The 15,791-nt window shown below is 59.9% G+C and carries 10 protein-coding genes; 6 read left to right on the top strand and 4 right to left on the bottom strand.

The window, feature by feature from the left end; translation table 11 throughout:
* Positions 1 to 277: 277 nt before the first annotated feature.
* The gene (locus tag K4O48_RS10325; RefSeq protein WP_222908148.1) at positions 278 to 1,669 is read right to left on the bottom strand and encodes an enolase C-terminal domain-like protein; all 1,392 of its coding nucleotides are present in this window, start codon (positions 1,667 to 1,669) and stop codon (positions 278 to 280) included.
* Positions 1,670 to 2,296: 627 nt separating this feature from the next.
* Between K4O48_RS10325 and kdgD the strand changes: the two genes are divergently transcribed.
* From kdgD to K4O48_RS10295, 6 genes are all read left to right on the top strand, one after another.
* The gene (gene kdgD / locus K4O48_RS10320; RefSeq protein WP_222908147.1) at positions 2,297 to 3,208 is read left to right on the top strand and encodes a 5-dehydro-4-deoxyglucarate dehydratase; all 912 of its coding nucleotides are present in this window, start codon (positions 2,297 to 2,299) and stop codon (positions 3,206 to 3,208) included.
* A 96-nt stretch (positions 3,209 to 3,304) separates the two neighbouring features.
* Positions 3,305 to 4,747: an aldehyde dehydrogenase family protein gene (locus tag K4O48_RS10315; RefSeq protein ID WP_222908146.1), complete on the top strand. Its 1,443-nt coding sequence runs from the start codon at positions 3,305 to 3,307 to the stop codon at positions 4,745 to 4,747.
* Positions 4,748 to 4,858: 111 nt separating this feature from the next.
* Positions 4,859 to 6,202: a glucarate dehydratase gene (gene gudD / locus K4O48_RS10310; protein WP_222908145.1), complete on the top strand. Its 1,344-nt coding sequence runs from the start codon at positions 4,859 to 4,861 to the stop codon at positions 6,200 to 6,202.
* Positions 6,203 to 6,367: 165 nt separating this feature from the next.
* Entirely contained in the window at positions 6,368 to 7,921 is a 1,554-nt protein-coding gene (gene garD / locus K4O48_RS10305) for a galactarate dehydratase (protein ID WP_222912061.1), read from the top strand.
* An 82-nt stretch (positions 7,922 to 8,003) separates the two neighbouring features.
* Entirely contained in the window at positions 8,004 to 8,933 is a 930-nt protein-coding gene (locus tag K4O48_RS10300) for a 2-hydroxyacid dehydrogenase (protein ID WP_222908144.1), read from the top strand.
* Between the two features lie 165 nt (positions 8,934 to 9,098).
* Positions 9,099 to 10,019: an aldose 1-epimerase gene (locus K4O48_RS10295; protein ID WP_222908143.1), complete on the top strand. Its 921-nt coding sequence runs from the start codon at positions 9,099 to 9,101 to the stop codon at positions 10,017 to 10,019.
* A gap of 292 nt (positions 10,020 to 10,311) precedes the next feature.
* Here the strand turns inward: K4O48_RS10295 and K4O48_RS10290 are convergent, their stop codons facing one another.
* The 3 genes from K4O48_RS10290 to K4O48_RS10280 all read right to left on the bottom strand — a co-directional run bounded on the left by K4O48_RS10290 (position 10,312) and on the right by K4O48_RS10280 (position 15,786).
* A complete protein-coding gene (locus K4O48_RS10290) occupies positions 10,312 to 11,598 on the bottom strand; it encodes an OprD family porin (protein WP_222908142.1) in 1,287 nt (428 codons plus the stop codon).
* Positions 11,599 to 11,888: 290 nt separating this feature from the next.
* Complete coding sequence (locus K4O48_RS10285; RefSeq protein WP_222908141.1) at positions 11,889 to 14,150, bottom strand: ATP-dependent DNA helicase; 2,262 nt, start codon at positions 14,148 to 14,150, stop codon at positions 11,889 to 11,891.
* Positions 14,140 to 15,786 (bottom strand): VRR-NUC domain-containing protein, encoded by a 1,647-nt coding sequence (locus K4O48_RS10280; protein ID WP_222908140.1) that lies wholly within the window; start codon positions 15,784 to 15,786, stop codon positions 14,140 to 14,142. The genes K4O48_RS10285 and K4O48_RS10280 overlap by 11 nt, the downstream gene beginning before the upstream one ends.
* Positions 15,787 to 15,791 lie beyond the last annotated feature (5 nt).

Genomic DNA, 15,791 nt, shown 5'->3' with positions numbered 1-15,791 from the left:
TTACTGCTTTCCCATACCACTAAAGTCGAGGGCTGCGAGCTCAGGAAATACCTCATGAAGGAGAGCAGGTTTCTCGATAGGTTGTATGACGACGGTGGGCAGTTTTGCAACTAAATGCGAGAGAAGGGAATCAGCCTGGCGATCCCAGCAGCAGCGCCGCCGAGACGGCAGCCTCAAGAGACGCGCCTGTACGTGCTAGCGCCTGCTTTCTGAAGAAGGCTGCAAGGCCGCGGCGGGTACGTGGATACACGCTCGCCGCGCCGCTTGCTGGCTTTTGTTATTGCCCCAGGCTCGGTTGCTTGGGGTCGTACTTCCAGCCAGGCACCAGATACTGCATGGCCATGGCATCGTCACGGGCGCCGGTGGCGACTTTCTTGTAGAGCTCATTGGCGGACAGGATTCGGTCCATGTCTGGTTCGATTCCGAGCCCGGGCTTGTCGGGAACCTGCACCTCACCGCCAACAATTTGCAGCGGTTCGCGGGTCAGCCGCTCTTGGCCTTCCTGCCAGATCCAGTGGGTATCGATTGCCGTGATCTTTCCAGGCGCCGCCGCTGCGGCATGAGTGAACATGGCAAGCGACACGTCAAAGTGATTGTTTGAATGCGAGCCCCAGGTCAGGCCGAACTGCTCGCACATCTGTGCCAGCCTGACCGACCCCTGCATGGTCCAGAAATGCGGATCGGCCAACGGGATGTCCACCGCCTCGAGGCGCAACGAGTGGCCCATCTGCCGCCAATCAGTCGCGACCATATTGGTGGCGGTGGGAATGCCAGTCGCGCGCTTGAATTCAGCCATGATTTCGCGGCCCGAATAACCGTTCTCCGGGCCGCAGGGATCTTCGGCATAAGAAAGGATATGGCCTTGGCCCTTGCACAAATCGATGGCTTCGGCGAGCGACCACGCGCCGTTGGGGTCAAGGGTGACGCGGGAATCAGGGAAGCGCGCCTTGATGCCAGCGATGGCCTGCATCTCATCTCTGCCACTCATCACGCCGCCTTTGAGCTTGAAATCCTTGAAGCCGTAGCGGGCCGAAGCGGCTTCCGCCAGGCGGACGATGGATTCGGGGGTGACCGCCTCCTGATGGCGGATTTGATACCAGTCATCAGCCGAGCCGGTACCGGCCAGGTACGGCAGATCGGTACGGGCGCGATCACCTATATAAAAGAGGTAAGCGAGCATGGGCACGCGGTCGCGTTGTTGACCGCTACCGAGCAGCTCTGCCACTGGCACCTCAAGATGCTGGCCCAGCAGGTCGAGGAGGGCGGCTTCAACGGCAGTGATGACGTTGTCCAGTCGCAGGTTGATCTCGTGGGGCTGCTTGAGAACCGCAGCCTCAGCCGCGGATGTGACCTGGTGCTGAGTGGTCTGGGGGCCGCGATCCCCACCGCCGGCAATGGCATGGCGCAGTGCGTTCAAAACTCGGTTATAGCGACCAATCGGTTGGCCAACGACCAGCGCTTTGGTGCGCTCGAGCGCCTGGCGGATGCCTTCTCCGCCCGGAACCTCACCCATGCCCGTATGGCCGGCGCTGTCTTTGAGAATGACCAGGTTCCGCGTGAAGTACGGAGCATGGGCGCCACACAGATTGAGCAGCATGCTGTCGTAACCAGCCACAGGAATGACCTGCATGTCCGTAACTGACGGAGTCGCCATCTTTGTGTCTAGCATCTGCTGTGTAGCTCCTATCTTTTTGTATGAATGTTGATCGGCGTAAACGGCTGGTTTGAAAGGCCATCAAGGGCCTTCGTTCTGATTCGCGAGCTGGATAATCGGTAATAAGGAGGGGGAGGCGCTAGCCTGAGACGCTGGGATGATGAGCCGCAGATCCCGAGAGCATCGGCATCAGAGGTGGCCAGGTTTGCAGCGGTCGACGAAGGGGTTACTCGGAGTGATCCTGACCAGCCGCAATGAATCACCGGTTCTCGATTCGCCTCGGAAGAGGGCAGGTGATCCGACGTTCTGACTACAGCAGGCAGGTTCATGGCTGTTTCAAACTCATCATGTATTGTTATACGTTGTCATATGACATTTGGTTTTTTAACAGTGCTATGAGTCCATGTCAAACGATCGAAGCGACACGATACGTGCCGTATGTACCCAACTGTTCAACGCTCCGGTTGCGGTCGCGATTCGGCAGGGAGAGAACGTAACTACTGCTACAACGGCCGCGGCGCTACGTGAACCCAGCGGGAAATCTATTACAAAACAGGTAGCGAAATATAATGTTGTACGATAACGTATCTCCAAGGCTGCGGCCCTAACTCCTTACTGATTGCTTCACAGGATGCTCGAACAATGAATCCACAAGAACTGAAGGCCATCCTCTCTTCTGGTCTGCTGTCTTTCCCGGTCACTGATTTCGACCAGCAAGGCGACTTCAACCGTGCCGGGTACATCAAGCGACTGGAATGGTTGGCGCCTTATGGCGCAACGGCGCTGTTCGCCGCGGGCGGTACTGGCGAGTTTTTCTCGCTGACGCCCCAGGAATACCCGGACGTCATCAAGACGGCCGTTGATACCTGTGCTGGCCAAGTTCCTATTCTTGCCGGGGTCGGCGGCCCGACCCGTCAGGCTATCGCCTACGCTCAGGAAGCCGAGCGCCTGGGCGCGAAGGGGCTGTTGCTGCTGCCTCATTACCTGACCGAAGCCAGTCAGGAAGGCGTGGCCAAGCATGTTGAAGAAGTGTGCAAGTCGGTCAATATCGGTGTGGTGGTTTATAACCGCAATGTCTGCCGTTTGACGGCGCCGCTGCTCGAGCAACTGGCCGAGCGCTGCCCTAACCTGATCGGATACAAGGACGGCCTCGGTGACATCGAGCTGATGGTCTCCATCCGTCGTCGCCTGGGTGAACGCCTGACCTACCTGGGTGGCCTACCCACCGCAGAGGTTTACGCCGCAGCCTACAAGGCGCTGGGCGTTCCCGTTTATTCATCAGCCGTATTCAACTTCGTTCCCAAGATGGCGATGGATTTCTATCGCGCTATCGCGCGTGAAGATCACGAAACGGTTGGCCGACTGATCGATGACTTCTTTCTGCCGTACCTCGATATCCGTAATCGCTGCAAGGGATACGCTGTCAGCATCGTCAAGGCCGGCGCCAAGATCTCCGGTTATGACGCCGGGCCTGTGCGCGCTCCGCTGACCGACTTGCTGCCAGACGAGTACGAAGCGCTCGCTGCGCTGATCAAAAAGCAAGGCGCGCAATAACGGTCCAGCCCGACCCATCATTCGCCCCAACCGCCTGCGGCTGTTCGGCCTTTAGAACGAATAGTGGCAGGCGGAACTCACGAAGGAGAAAGTCCCGTGGCAGACGTACAACGCTATGACAATTACATCGATGGCCAGTGGGTAGCCGGCAAGAACTACCAGGCCAATATCAATCCCTCCGACTTGTCGGACGTGATTGGCGAATATGCCCAGGCTGACAGCGCACAGGTCGAAGCCGCCGTGGCGGCAGCCCGTAAAGCGTTCCCGGCATGGGCCGCCTCCGGCATTCAGGCGCGCGCCGATGCGCTGGAGAAGGTAGGCCTTGAAATCCTCGCTCGTCGCGAAGAGCTCGGTGCGTTGTTGGCCCGCGAAGAGGGCAAGACCCTGCCGGAGGCGATCGGTGAAGTGACCCGGGCCGGCAATATCTTCAAGTACTTCGCGGGCGAATGCCTGCGCCAGGCTGGAGAGACCCTGCAGTCCGTTCGTCCGGGTGTCAGCGTCGAAGTGACCCGCGAACCGCTGGGTGTGATCGGCCTGATCACCCCCTGGAATTTTCCGATTGCCATTCCGGCCTGGAAGATTGCCCCGGCGCTTGCCTACGGTAACTGCGTGGTCATCAAGCCTGCCGACCTCGTGCCTGGCTGCGCCTGGGCCATCGCCGAGATCATCTCGCGTTCAGGTTTTCCGGCGGGCGTGTTCAATTTGGTGATGGGTAAAGGCCGCGAAGTGGGCGAAGCCATCGTCAACGACAAACGTGTCGATGGCGTGAGCTTCACCGGTTCCGTTGGAGTGGGCCGTGGCATCGCAGCGACCTGCGTGGGCCGCCAGGCCAAGGTTCAGCTGGAAATGGGCGGTAAGAACCCGCAGATCATTCTTGACGATGCGGATCTCAACACCGCTGTCGAACTGGCTACTCAGAGCGCGTTTTACTCGACTGGACAGCGCTGCACCGCTTCCAGCCGCATCATCGTGACCGAAGGTATTTATGACCGTTTCGTCGAAGCGATGGTTGAGCGCATCAAGAAGATCAAGGTCGGCTCGGCGCTGGAAAAAGGTGTCGATGTCGGCCCGGTGGTATCCCAAGCTCAGCTTGACCAGGACCTGCGTTACATCGAGATCGGCAAGGAAGAGGGCGCACGCCTGGTCTGCGGTGGCGAACGTGTGAATTGCGGCACAGAAGGTTACTTCCTGGCGCCGACCCTGTTCGTTGACAGCACTGCGGACATGCGCATCAGCCGTGAAGAGATCTTCGGGCCGGTGGCCAACGTGGTGAAGGTCAAGGACTACGATGAAGCGCTGGCGATGGCCAACGACACGGAGTTCGGTCTGTCCGCGGGTATCTGCACCACCTCGCTGAAGTACGCCAACCACTTCAAGCGCCATTCCCAGGCAGGAATGGTGATGGTCAACCTGCCGACTGCCGGTGTGGACTACCACGTGCCGTTCGGTGGCCGCAAAGGCTCGTCCTACGGCCCGCGTGAACAAGGTCGCTACGCCCAGGAGTTCTACACCACGGTGAAAACCACCTACATCGGCTGATAGCCGATGTGCTCGGGGGTGCGATCCGGTTAACCCCGTCGGATCGCACCGCTGAGCAGTGAAAGACGTTTTCCAGCAACGTTTGACCATAACAACAATAGTGAGATGCGTATGAACAACCCCGTGCATCAAGGCGCCCCGGTCGTTACCGAACTTCAGGTAGTGCCAGTTGCCGGACAGGACAGCATGCTGCTCAACCTCAGCGGTGCTCATGGTCCGTACTTCACCCGCAACATCCTCATTCTCAAGGACAGCGCTGGCAACACGGGTATCGGCGAAGTCCCCGGTGGCGAGGCGATCCGCCAGACCCTGGAAGACGCTCGTGGCATGCTGGTCGGGCAATCGGTCGGCAACTTCAACGGCCTGTTGAATCAGGCGCGCAAGGCGTTCGCTGACCGTGACGTGGGTGGTCGTGGGCTGCAGACCTTCGATCTGCGCATCGCCATTCACGCCATTACGGCACTGGAATCCGCCCTGCTTGATCTGCTCGGCCAACATCTGGGCGTGCCGGTCGCCGCGCTATTGGGCGATGGTCAGCAGCGCGATGAAGTCGAGATGCTCGGTTACCTGTTCTACATCGCCGATCGCAACAAGACTGACCTCGGCTACCGCGATGAAACCAACGCCAGTGACGCCTGGTACCGCGTGCGCAACGAAGAAGCGCTCACGCCGGAAACCGTGGTTCGCCAAGCCGAAGCAGCCTATGAACGCTATGGCTTCAAGGATTTCAAGCTCAAGGGCGGCGTGCTGCCGGGAAGCGAAGAGGTCAAAGCCATTCGTGCGCTGGCCGAGCGGTTCCCTGACGCTCGAATCACACTCGACCCCAACGGGGCCTGGTCGCTGGCCGAAGCCATTGACCTGTGCAGGGACCTGCACGGCGTGCTCGCTTACGCCGAAGACCCATGTGGAGCCGAAAACGGTTACTCCGGTCGCGAAGTGATGGCCGAGTTCCGCCGCGCCACGGGGCTGCCGACCGCCACCAACATGATCGCGACCGACTGGCGGCAAATGGGCCACACCATTCAGCTGCAATCGGTAGACATTCCGCTGGCAGATCCGCATTTCTGGACCATGAGCGGTTCGGTGCGCGTCGCGCAAATGTGTCAGGACTGGGGCCTAACGTGGGGCTCGCATTCGAACAACCATTTCGACATCTCGCTGGCAATGTTCACCCATGTGGCCGCCGCCGCGCCGGGCAAGATCACGGCGATCGACACCCACTGGATTTGGCAAGACGGTCAATACCTGACCCGTGAGCCGCTACAGATCGTGGGCGGAAAGGTCGCCGTTCCGGCCAAGGCCGGGCTGGGTGTGGAGCTGGATGAAGATGCGCTGCAAAAGGCCCATGAGCTGTACCTGGCCAAAGGGCTGGGCGCTCGCGACGATGCCATTGCCATGCAGTATCTGATTCCGGAATGGGCCTTCAACAATAAGCGGCCGTGCATGGTGCGCTGATTTGTCTGGACACAGTCGTAGGGTGGGCTTCAGCCCGCCAGGGTGGCTGATAGGGAGCGATTTGGTGGGCTTTAGCCCACCAGCGTGTCTGAGTCCGTTTGGAATTTTGCGCCGACCGCTCTACAACAATAACCGGGCCTGACCGGAGACGATATGAACGAAACCGTGGAACTGATTCAGCATCAAGATTCGCCTCGTTACATTCGCTTGAACGAAGCGGACAACGTGGCAGTTGTAGTCAACGATGGCGGTGTGCCGACAGGCGCTCGGTTCCAGGACGGATTGGTCACGGTTGAATCGGTACCGCAGAGCCACAAGGTCGCATTGGTCGACATCGCCATCGACCAACCTGTGCGCCGCTACGGGCAGATCATCGGCTATGCGCTGGAGCCCATCGTGCGGGGATCATGGGTCAAGGAGACCCAGCTGCGCATGCCATCCGCGCCGCCGCTCGAAAGCCTACCCATGGCTGACGCCGTACCTGCCCGGCTCGAACCGCTCGACGGCTTTACGTTCGAGGGTTACCGCAACGCCGACGGCACGGTGGGTACGCGTAACATCCTTGGCATCACCACCACGGTGCAATGCGTCACCGGCGTGCTCGATCATGCTGTGGCACGCATCCGCAAAGAGCTGCTGCCCAAGTATCCGAATGTCGATGATGTGGTCGCGCTGACGCACAGCTATGGCTGCGGCGTGGCGATCAATGCTAAGGATGCGTACATCCCCATTCGCACCGTGCGCAACCTGGCGCGCAATCCGAATCTCGGCGGTGAAGCGCTGGTGATCAGCCTTGGCTGCGAAAAGCTGCAAGCCGAGCAGGTCATGCACGAGGGTGATGCTTCGGTCGACCTCAGTGAACCCTGGCTGTATCGCCTGCAAGAATCCAATACGGGCTTCGGTGAAATGATCGAACAGATCATGGCGCTGGCCGAAGCCCGTTTGCAGAAGCTCGATCGCCGCCGGCGCGAGACCGTGCCCGCATCCGAGCTGATCCTGGGTATGCAATGCGGTGGAAGCGACGCGTTCTCCGGCATCACGGCCAACCCCGCGCTGGGCTACGCCTCGGATCTGCTAATCCGTGCCGGCGCCACAGTGATGTTTTCGGAAGTCACCGAAGTGCGCGACGCGATCTACATGCTCACTGCACGTGCGGAAACGCAGGAAGTCGCCGAAGCGCTTGTCCGCGAGATGGACTGGTACGACCAGTATCTCGAGCGCGGCGCCGCGGACCGCAGCGCCAACACCACGCCGGGCAACAAGAAAGGCGGGCTGTCGAATATCGTCGAAAAGTCGCTCGGCTCCATCGTCAAGTCTGGCAGCAGCGCTATCAATGGCGTGCTCGGCCCAGGCGAACGATTCAGTCGTAGGGGCCTGATCTATTGCGCGACGCCAGCCAGTGATTTTGTCTGCGGCACGTTGCAGCTGGCGGCGGGAATGAACCTGCACGTGTTCACCACCGGACGGGGGACGCCCTATGGGCTGGGCATGGCGCCTGTTGTAAAAGTTTCTACCCGCACGGAACTGGCCGAGCGCTGGCCGGATTTGATTGATGTCGACGCCGGCCGCATCGCCACAGGTCGGTCCAGCATTGAGGAATTGGGCTGGGAGTTGTTCCACTACTACCTGGACGTCGCGAGCGGTCGCAAGCAGACATGGGCCGAGCAGCACAAACTGCACAACGATATAACCCTGTTCAATCCAGCGCCGATCACCTAATGGTCCGGTCGTCACGGCAGTGCGGTTTAGCCACGACCGCCGCAGCACCCCTCGCTCGACGCGACGATTACGAGGCAATGAAATGACCCGCATTCTTCAGCTCGGCCCGCTGAGCGATCGCTTCAACCGCGGCTTGGCCGCGGAATATGACGTACTACACGCCTGGGAAACGGATGCAGATGCGCTGCTAGACGCTCACGCTCAAGGCATCGAGATCATCGTAACGTCGGCTCGCTTTGGATGCCGCGCGTCATTGATCGAGCGCCTGCCAAATTTGCGTGCGATAGTGAGTTTTGGCGTCGGCTACGACGCTATTGACGTGGCAGCAGCCCGGGCCCGCGGCATCCCCGTGAGCAACACGCCCGAGGTGCTCAACGATTGCGTGGCCGACCTCGCGTTCGGCTTGGTTATCGATTGTGCCCGCCAACTGTCGCGTGCCGATCGGTTCGTTCGTGCCGGCAAGTGGCCGTCAGGGGGATTGCCATTAGCGACTCGGGTCAGCGGCAAACGGCTCGGTATCGTCGGGCTCGGCCGCATCGGCGAAGCGGTTGCGAGACGTTCGAGCGGTTTCGATATGCAGGTGCAGTACCACAATCGTCGGCCAGTTGAATCGAGCGTATACGGCTACCAGAGCTGCTTGGTTGAGCTCGCTCGCTGGAGCGATTTTCTGGTGCTGACCTGCCCGGGCGGTGAAGCCACCCGCCACTTGATCAATCGCGAGGTGCTCGATGCGCTTGGTCCCGAGGGGATTCTGATCAACGTCTCCCGCGGGACCGTGGTGCATGAGCCGGCGTTGGTTGAGGCGCTGATTGAAGGACGTCTCGGCGGCGCCGGGCTGGACGTCTATGCGCAGGAGCCCAGTGTGCCGCAGGCGTTGCTCGAACTGCCGAATGTAGTCCTGCTTCCACATATTGGCAGCGCTACCGAGGAAACTCGGCTGGCTATGGAGGAATTGCTGCTGGCAAACCTCCGCGCGTTTATCGAGCGCGGGGAGCTGCTGACGGCTGTCTAAGCGCGCTCATCGGCGCGCCTGGACGGCGGCTCTGGTCGCCACCGAGCTCAAGCCACAAGCTTTGGTTCGTTTATTACCCTGAGCGTCATCGCCGCCTTGCGTGTCACAAGCACGCTCGAGCGGTCCCTACCTTTTGGAACGCACGTTCGCGAGGAGCTTTCCGTTATGCACCTGCCGCCCGATCGGCCTGAGGTCCATCTGCAACGTGGGCCTGTGCAACTGTCCGTCTGCCCGACCCTGGGTGGAGCCATTACGCGCTTACGCTTCCACGGCGTCGATGTGCTGCGAGCGTGGGACGGTTCAGACAACGTACGGCGTACCGGTTGTTTCGTCCTCGTACCGTTTTCGAATCGCATCGGTGCGGGTGGTTTCGAGCACGAGGGCGTTCAGTACGGTTTGGAAAGCCTGTCACCCGATCATCCGCTGCCGATCCATGGTGTCGCCTGGCAACGTGAATGGCGGTTGACCGAGCAAAGTGATGCCGAACTGGTGCTGACGTTGGTCCACCATCCCGACGGCGTGCACGACAGGAGCTGGCCGTTTTCGTTTGAGCTGATGCATCGAATTCGCCTAGCGGAGCAAGGGGTCGAGCTGCAGCTCAGTCTACGCAACACGGATATGCGTTCCATGCCTGCCGGCCTCGGTTGGCACCCGTACTTCGCCCGACACGACGCCTGCACGCTGCAGTTCGCAGCACAGTCAGTGTGGACGAGCGACGAGCGTAATCTACCGGCTGATCGGGTTCAGGTTCCGTCTCGATGGGATTTCACTCAGCCGCGTCTATTAGAGGAACCTTCCCTCGATCACTGTTTCGTCGGCTGGGAGCGGCAGGCGCGAATCAGTTGGCCAGGGCAGGGGATTGAGCTATCCATGACCGCAACCGACGCACTCAATTATCTGGTGGTCTACACGCCGTCGAGGGAGCAAGGCTTCTTCGCAGTAGAACCCGTCTCGCACGCCAACAACGCACTTGGGATGAGCGACCCTTCGGAAAGCGGCGTGCACATCCTTGCCCCGGGCGAGACGTTGCAGGCTAGCTGTCAGATCAATCTCAAGCGTAGCCCTAAGACCGACGCCCTGGGGTGAGGTTTACGTCTGATCAGCGTCTTTAGCGCAGTCCACATGAAGATGTAGGGCATGGGGGTGCGCAGGAGGCCGCGGTGCTAATGGCTGTGACCTCTCGGGCACAAGACGCCCCAACCAGCACAGCTAAAAGCCTGTGGTGGCGGCTTTAACGAGCGACTGCCAATCGCTCCCTTCACGTCTGCGTAGCGTGGCGGCGTGGCTCGATTACCGGACAAAAAAAGCCCGTCACCAGGACGGGCGAAAGTTTCCGCAACAGGAGCGAGGAGTGTTGCGTCCAGCGTGGTGGTGACGCTTACAAAATCGAGATCGGGTAGTTGAAGATCAAGCGGTTCTCGTCGAACTCGTTACGGCTGAATGAGCTGTCTCGACGCATGCTGGAGTTACGCCACTTGATGTTCAGGTTCTTCAAGGCACCGCTCTGCACGGTATAAGCCAGTTCGGACTCACGGCCCCATTCCTTGCCTTCATCGCCGCTTGCAGTGGTGATGTTATCGCCGCTGATATAGCGATTCATCAGGACCAGGCCGGGGATGCCCACGCCGGCGAAGTTGTAGTCGTGGCGCAGCTGCCAGGAGCGCTCGTCGGCTGCGTCATAGGCCGAGTTGAAGCTGTCGTTGGCGACCGAAGCACCACCGGTACCGTTGACGCGCATCCACTGATTGCCGCTGACTTTCTGCAGGCCGACGTAGAAGGTGTTGGCGCCAGCTTGCAGACCAAACAGACCCGAGTAGGTCTTGTTGTCCAGATCGCCCGCGAGCGCGCTGCCTTCGTCCTTGCCGGTGAAATAGCCCACGTTAGCGGTAAAGGCGAGATCGTCGCTTAGCGGCTGGGTATGCAGCAGCTGGACGTAACTCTGCTGATAGATATCTTCCAGTCGTGCATGCCAAAGGCCAACTTTGGTCGAGTCGGTGAACGCGTATTCGCCGCCTATAAAGTTGAAGCGATCTGAGGTGGCGGTAATGCCGTTCAGCCCGTCACGGTAGGACATGTCCTCCATGCTGGCATCATCGCGCGTGCTGTTCTGTCGCATCTGGCCACCGTACAGGGCCAGGTTGCTGACTTCCTTTGACGTGACCATGCCGCCCTGGAAGGTTTGCGGCAACGAGCGGCCGTCATCGGCACGCAACACTGGTACCACTACTTGCCACTCACCGACGCGCAGCTCTGTTTCCGACATTTTGGCTTTGGCGGCGACAGCCAGGCGGCCAAAATTATCGGCGGGTTTGCCGTCGCTGTGGCGGGGAAGCAAACCTGTTCCGTAGGTACCGCCACCGCCGTCGAGCTTGACCGCAAGCATGGCCAGGGTATCAACGCCAAAGCCAATCGGCCCAGGGGTGTAGCCGGACTGAATATTCAGAATAAAACTCTGTGTCCATTCCTCGGCTTTGCCCTGCGGTGCAGTGGCGCTGGGGCCCACCGGATCGACAAAGTTGCGGTTGATATAAAAGTTACGGGCGTTGACGGACACTTTGGCGCCATCAACAAAGCCGTCCGCGGCGTGAACGACGGTAGGAATGCCCATAACCATCGACAGCGTGCCCGCGAGTACGGCGGCAGATAGGGGGTTGCGTGGGGTCATTGTTGTTGTGCTCCCTTTTTTGATTAGTCCGCTTCGACGCCATCGGCAAAGACGAAGTGGGGTCTAGCGCAGCCGCCTGCAGGCGACGCGAATCGTGACACCTGTTATCAGTTGTCATACGACGTACCGGATTATGGCGATGAGCAAGAGCTTGTCAATTCAATTTGTAAAGTTTTGTTCGGCCTTCGACGTTTATCTAAGCGCGATATACAGGGGGAGTTCGCAGATGTCGGGGCTTTGATCCCGAAGGGAAGAGGCGAGCAGGTAAAGCAATGATATCCGACGACTCGCTAAGATCTTGCCTCAGACCACCAGCGGGGTAGAAGTCGTCTGACGTGTTGTTGCGCAAACCGATCATCCATCAGGTGAATCACGCCTTTATCGCTCGTGGTGCGAATCACTCGCCCCGCAGCCTGCACCACCTTTTGCAAACCGGGGTAGAGGTAGGTGTAGTCGTAACCTGTTCCAAACAACTCATCCATCCGTGTCCTCATCTGCTCGTTTACGGGGTTGAGTTGTGGAAGGCCGAGCGTCGCGACAAAAGCACCGATAAGACGGTCGCCGGGCAGGTCAATGCCCTCTGAGAAGACGCCGCCTAACACGGCAAACCCGATGCCTCTTCCTTCGTTTGTGAAACGGCCGAGGAAGGCACTGCGAGCCGTCTCGTCCATACCTCGCGTCTGTTCCCAGAAAGGCAGGCCCGGGTGCTTGGTTGCAAGCAGGGTGGTCACCTGCTGGAGGTAATCGAAACTGCTGAAGAAGGCGAGGTAATTGCCGGGGCGCTCGTGATACTGCTGTGCTAGCAGCTCGACGATAGCCGCCATCGAGCCAGCGCGGTGCTGATAGCGCGTGGAGATATGCCGCGCCAGGCGTACATCGAGTTGCTCGGCCGTAAACGGCGACTCAACATCGATCCATACGTGGTTCGGCGGCAGGCCCAAGGTATCGGCATAAAATTGCCTTGGATTGAGCGTCGCAGAGAACAGCACGCAGGACCGAGCCTGAATGAAGCGCGGCGCAAGAAATGGCGCAGGCAAGACGTTGCGGATAGTAATGACGGAACGCTTGCCGCGAGTGCGAGCACCCTGGAGCAGCAGTGTGCAGTCGAGCAGCGAGTGCGTTCCAAACAGTTCCGCCAGGCGACAAAAGTGCATTGCATCGAAATACGCTCGCTGCACGGCGGGATCCAGGCCCGTCAGTTGTTCCGTCAGGTATTCAGTGATGACACTCACGGCCTGTTGCAACGCGCCGATGAGCTTATGGGGAAAATCTGGATGCACCGCGTATACATCGACCTGCGCCCCATGCACGTCGTTCCAGCAGCGTAAAACACGTTCAATCGGCTTTTTAAGTATGTTAGGAGCTACTGTGCGTAACTCCTTGAAAACCCTAATGTCTAGCTCAGCGGTGTACATGCTTCGCCCGCGTTCCAGCAGGTTGTGGGCCTCATCGACCAAAACGGTAACTCCCCACTGGTTAGCCAGCGTCAGGCTGTACAGAAGGGCATTCAGGTCGAAGTAATAGTTGTAATCGCAAACGACTACATCAGCCCAGCGGGCCATTTCCTGGCTGAGGTAATAAGGGCAGACCTGATGGACAAGCGCCACCTCACGAAGCGCTTGCTGGTCGAGCATCGGGATGGCGACAGCCGCTGCGCGCGCCGCTGGAAGCCGATCATAGAAGCCTCGCGCCAATGGGCAGGACTCCCCGTGACAGGCCTTGTCCGGGTGTTCGCACGCCTTCTCGCGCGCTATGAGCTCCAGTATGCGCAGCGGCGTTTTAGCTGTTGTCAGGCTGGTTAGCGCATCCAAGGCCAGTCGCCGGCCCGAAGTCTTGGCGGCCAGAAAGAACAGCTTGTCCAACCCCTGGCCGGGGAATGCCTTCAACTGGGGAAACAGCGTGGCGAGCGTCTTGCCGATGCCGGTCGGTGCCTGCGCCATCAGGTGCGTTCCGGTACATGCCGCCTTGTACACCGCTTCGGCCAGCTGTCGTTGACCCTGGCGAAACTCGCGATGCGGGAATTGCAGTGTTGTGAGGGCCTGATCACGTTCACGCCGATGTTCCACTTCCTGTTCGGCCCAAGCGATAAACCGCTGGCAGCGTGTTTCATAGAAGACTTGCAGCGCTTCACGGCTCATCGCCTCAACCAGCACGGTCTCCTTCTGGCTGACCACATCGAAGTAGACCAGGGCGACATTCACGGACGGCAGGCCGCGTGATGCGCACAGTAACCAGCTATAGATCTTCGCCTGAGCCCAGTGCAGTTGGCGGTGGTTGGCGGGTTGCCGGGTCAGGTCGCCGCGGTGCGTCTTGATCTCTTCCAGCTGGTTCCGTGCGGGGTCGTAGCCATCCGCGCGGCCACGGACTACAAGTGGCCCGTAGTGCCCCTCCAGCCCGACCTCGCGTTCGTAGCCGTCCGCGCGGCGCGCAGCAACGGTCGTATGTCCGGCGATGCCTTCAAGCGCTGTGGGCGAGGGCGTGAAGCGTAGATCCAGATCGCCTTCTTTGGCGGTGAATTCGCAGAGCGCCCGCACCGCAACCTTATAGGTCACGTGAACTGTCCGCCCATTGGACGTAGCAGACTGCGATCGGCATCTGGTGGTTTTGGGCGAACGCTATCCAGCGCTTCTGGTTGTCCTGTAGGCGATCGCCGGGGCCTTTCACCTCGATCAGCTGATAGCGCTGCTCGTCAGGCCAGAATTGAATGAGATCGGGCAACCCGCTGCGATGGTTGGTCACGTCCTGAAGAATGCGCGTGAAGAAGGCTTTCAAGTGCTCGGCTGGAATGCAATCGAGCGCCAGTCCCAATAGCGTTTCATCCAACAGCCCCCAGCTGACGAACTGCGACTGGAGGCCGGCCTTGTCCCGAAAGACGCGGCGTATACAGTCACGGTATTCGTCCGTGCCGAGCTTGCTCAGGCAAGCATCGAAGAGGCCGGCGCGCCGCGCATAAAAGTCGGGCCGTGCGAGATCTGCCGGCGCGGCGTGGAACGGATGGAAGAAGGCGCCGGGCAAGGGCGCAAAGATCGCGTCCCAGCAGAGCAGTCCAAGCAACGAGTTGATCAGCGCGTTTTCCACGTAGTAAACCGGCGCAGCACGGGATGTCAGGTGTTCGCGCACAGCATGTTCGACACTCATTGCGGCCGGCCGCGGCAGAACGAGATCCATGCGGTGCGGCTGGGCGATGCTCGCACGGCGCGAAGCAGGGCCGCCGAGCGTGCGTCGTAGCCGAGGCAGGATTCGCTGCAACTGTTGGGCTTCATGCTCGCTTTCAGGCGCAGCCTCGGCGGCCAGTCCCAGCTGCAATGCAGCCTCCGGTTGTTCGCAGCGCTCAAGCACCCGGATTGCACGTTCTCGTGCACCCGGATAGTGGTTGGCGGCGTGAAGCCGCAGTGCCAACGACAAATCACCGACGCGCTCGCATTGGCGTGCAAGCCCCAGCAGCAACTTGCCGCGACGATTCTCCAGCCAATCGTTGGCGTATGGCGTCGTGGGCACTTCCGCCAGCACGTCTTCAACTGATTCGCCGGCTTCGAAGCGCTCACGACAGCGGTGTAGATGCAGGTAGGCATCAACCTCCGCTCGGAGATGGAAGGCGCGCGACTCGAGGGAGAAGGTGACCTGCTCATAACGAAAGATGCCGAGATCGGCGAGCACGAACTCCGACCAATCCTGATGAATGTTGCCGAAGAACATCAATCGCAACCGGTCGCACAGATCGTTGATGGTCAGTGCGAATGCCGTGTCGCCAAGCGCTTCGCACCAACTGGCGAAGCGTTTCGGTTGAGCGTGTTCGGCCAACAGGGCTTGCAGCAAGTCGCTCTTGCGCTGGCCACCGAGCGCCGCTCCAAACACACGAAGCAGTTCATCCTTTTTCAACAGGCCGAACAGCTGAATCAGATCGAGCGCCGGGTCAGGCTCGATCCAGCCTTGCTCGACCAAGGCCGCCGCGGCCTGAAGGGGACAGCCGATCTCGGCATAGCGAAGCTTACTGGCGCGAAACAGCGTCCCCTTGCGCATCACCATGCGAACCAGAAGCGCCTGTGATGTTTGAGGGGTTTGCTGGAAGCGGTCTATGAACGAACGTTCCGCGTCATCCAACAGGTCGCCGTGACGCTCACCTACCCATGCGAGCACCTGGCGGAAGTTATCAAGGTAGTAAAAGCGGTTTTCCAGAGCTTGGCGCATCGAAC

Source organism: Pseudomonas sp. DNDY-54 (assembly GCF_019880365.1).
GTDB classification, from domain to species: Bacteria; Pseudomonadota; Gammaproteobacteria; order Pseudomonadales; family Pseudomonadaceae; genus Stutzerimonas; species Stutzerimonas stutzeri_P.
The sequence above is the reverse complement of the archived record's forward strand: the minus strand, read 5'-3'. Positions and strand labels throughout refer to the sequence as shown.

Bases quoted from the DNA above. Each gene is read 5' to 3' on its own strand.
- K4O48_RS10325 (WP_222908148.1), bottom strand. From the start codon at position 1,669: ATGCTAGACACAAAGATGGCGACTCCGTCAGTTACGGACATGCAGGTC.
- kdgD (WP_222908147.1), top strand. From the start codon at position 2,297: ATGAATCCACAAGAACTGAAGGCCATCCTCTCTTCTGGTCTGCTGTCT.
- gudD (WP_222908145.1), top strand. From the start codon at position 4,859: ATGAACAACCCCGTGCATCAAGGCGCCCCGGTCGTTACCGAACTTCAG.
- K4O48_RS10300 (WP_222908144.1), top strand. From the start codon at position 8,004: ATGACCCGCATTCTTCAGCTCGGCCCGCTGAGCGATCGCTTCAACCGC.
- K4O48_RS10295 (WP_222908143.1), top strand. From the start codon at position 9,099: ATGCACCTGCCGCCCGATCGGCCTGAGGTCCATCTGCAACGTGGGCCT.
- K4O48_RS10290 (WP_222908142.1), bottom strand. From the start codon at position 11,598: ATGACCCCACGCAACCCCCTATCTGCCGCCGTACTCGCGGGCACGCTG.
- K4O48_RS10280 (WP_222908140.1), bottom strand. From the start codon at position 15,786: ATGCGCCAAGCTCTGGAAAACCGCTTTTACTACCTTGATAACTTCCGC.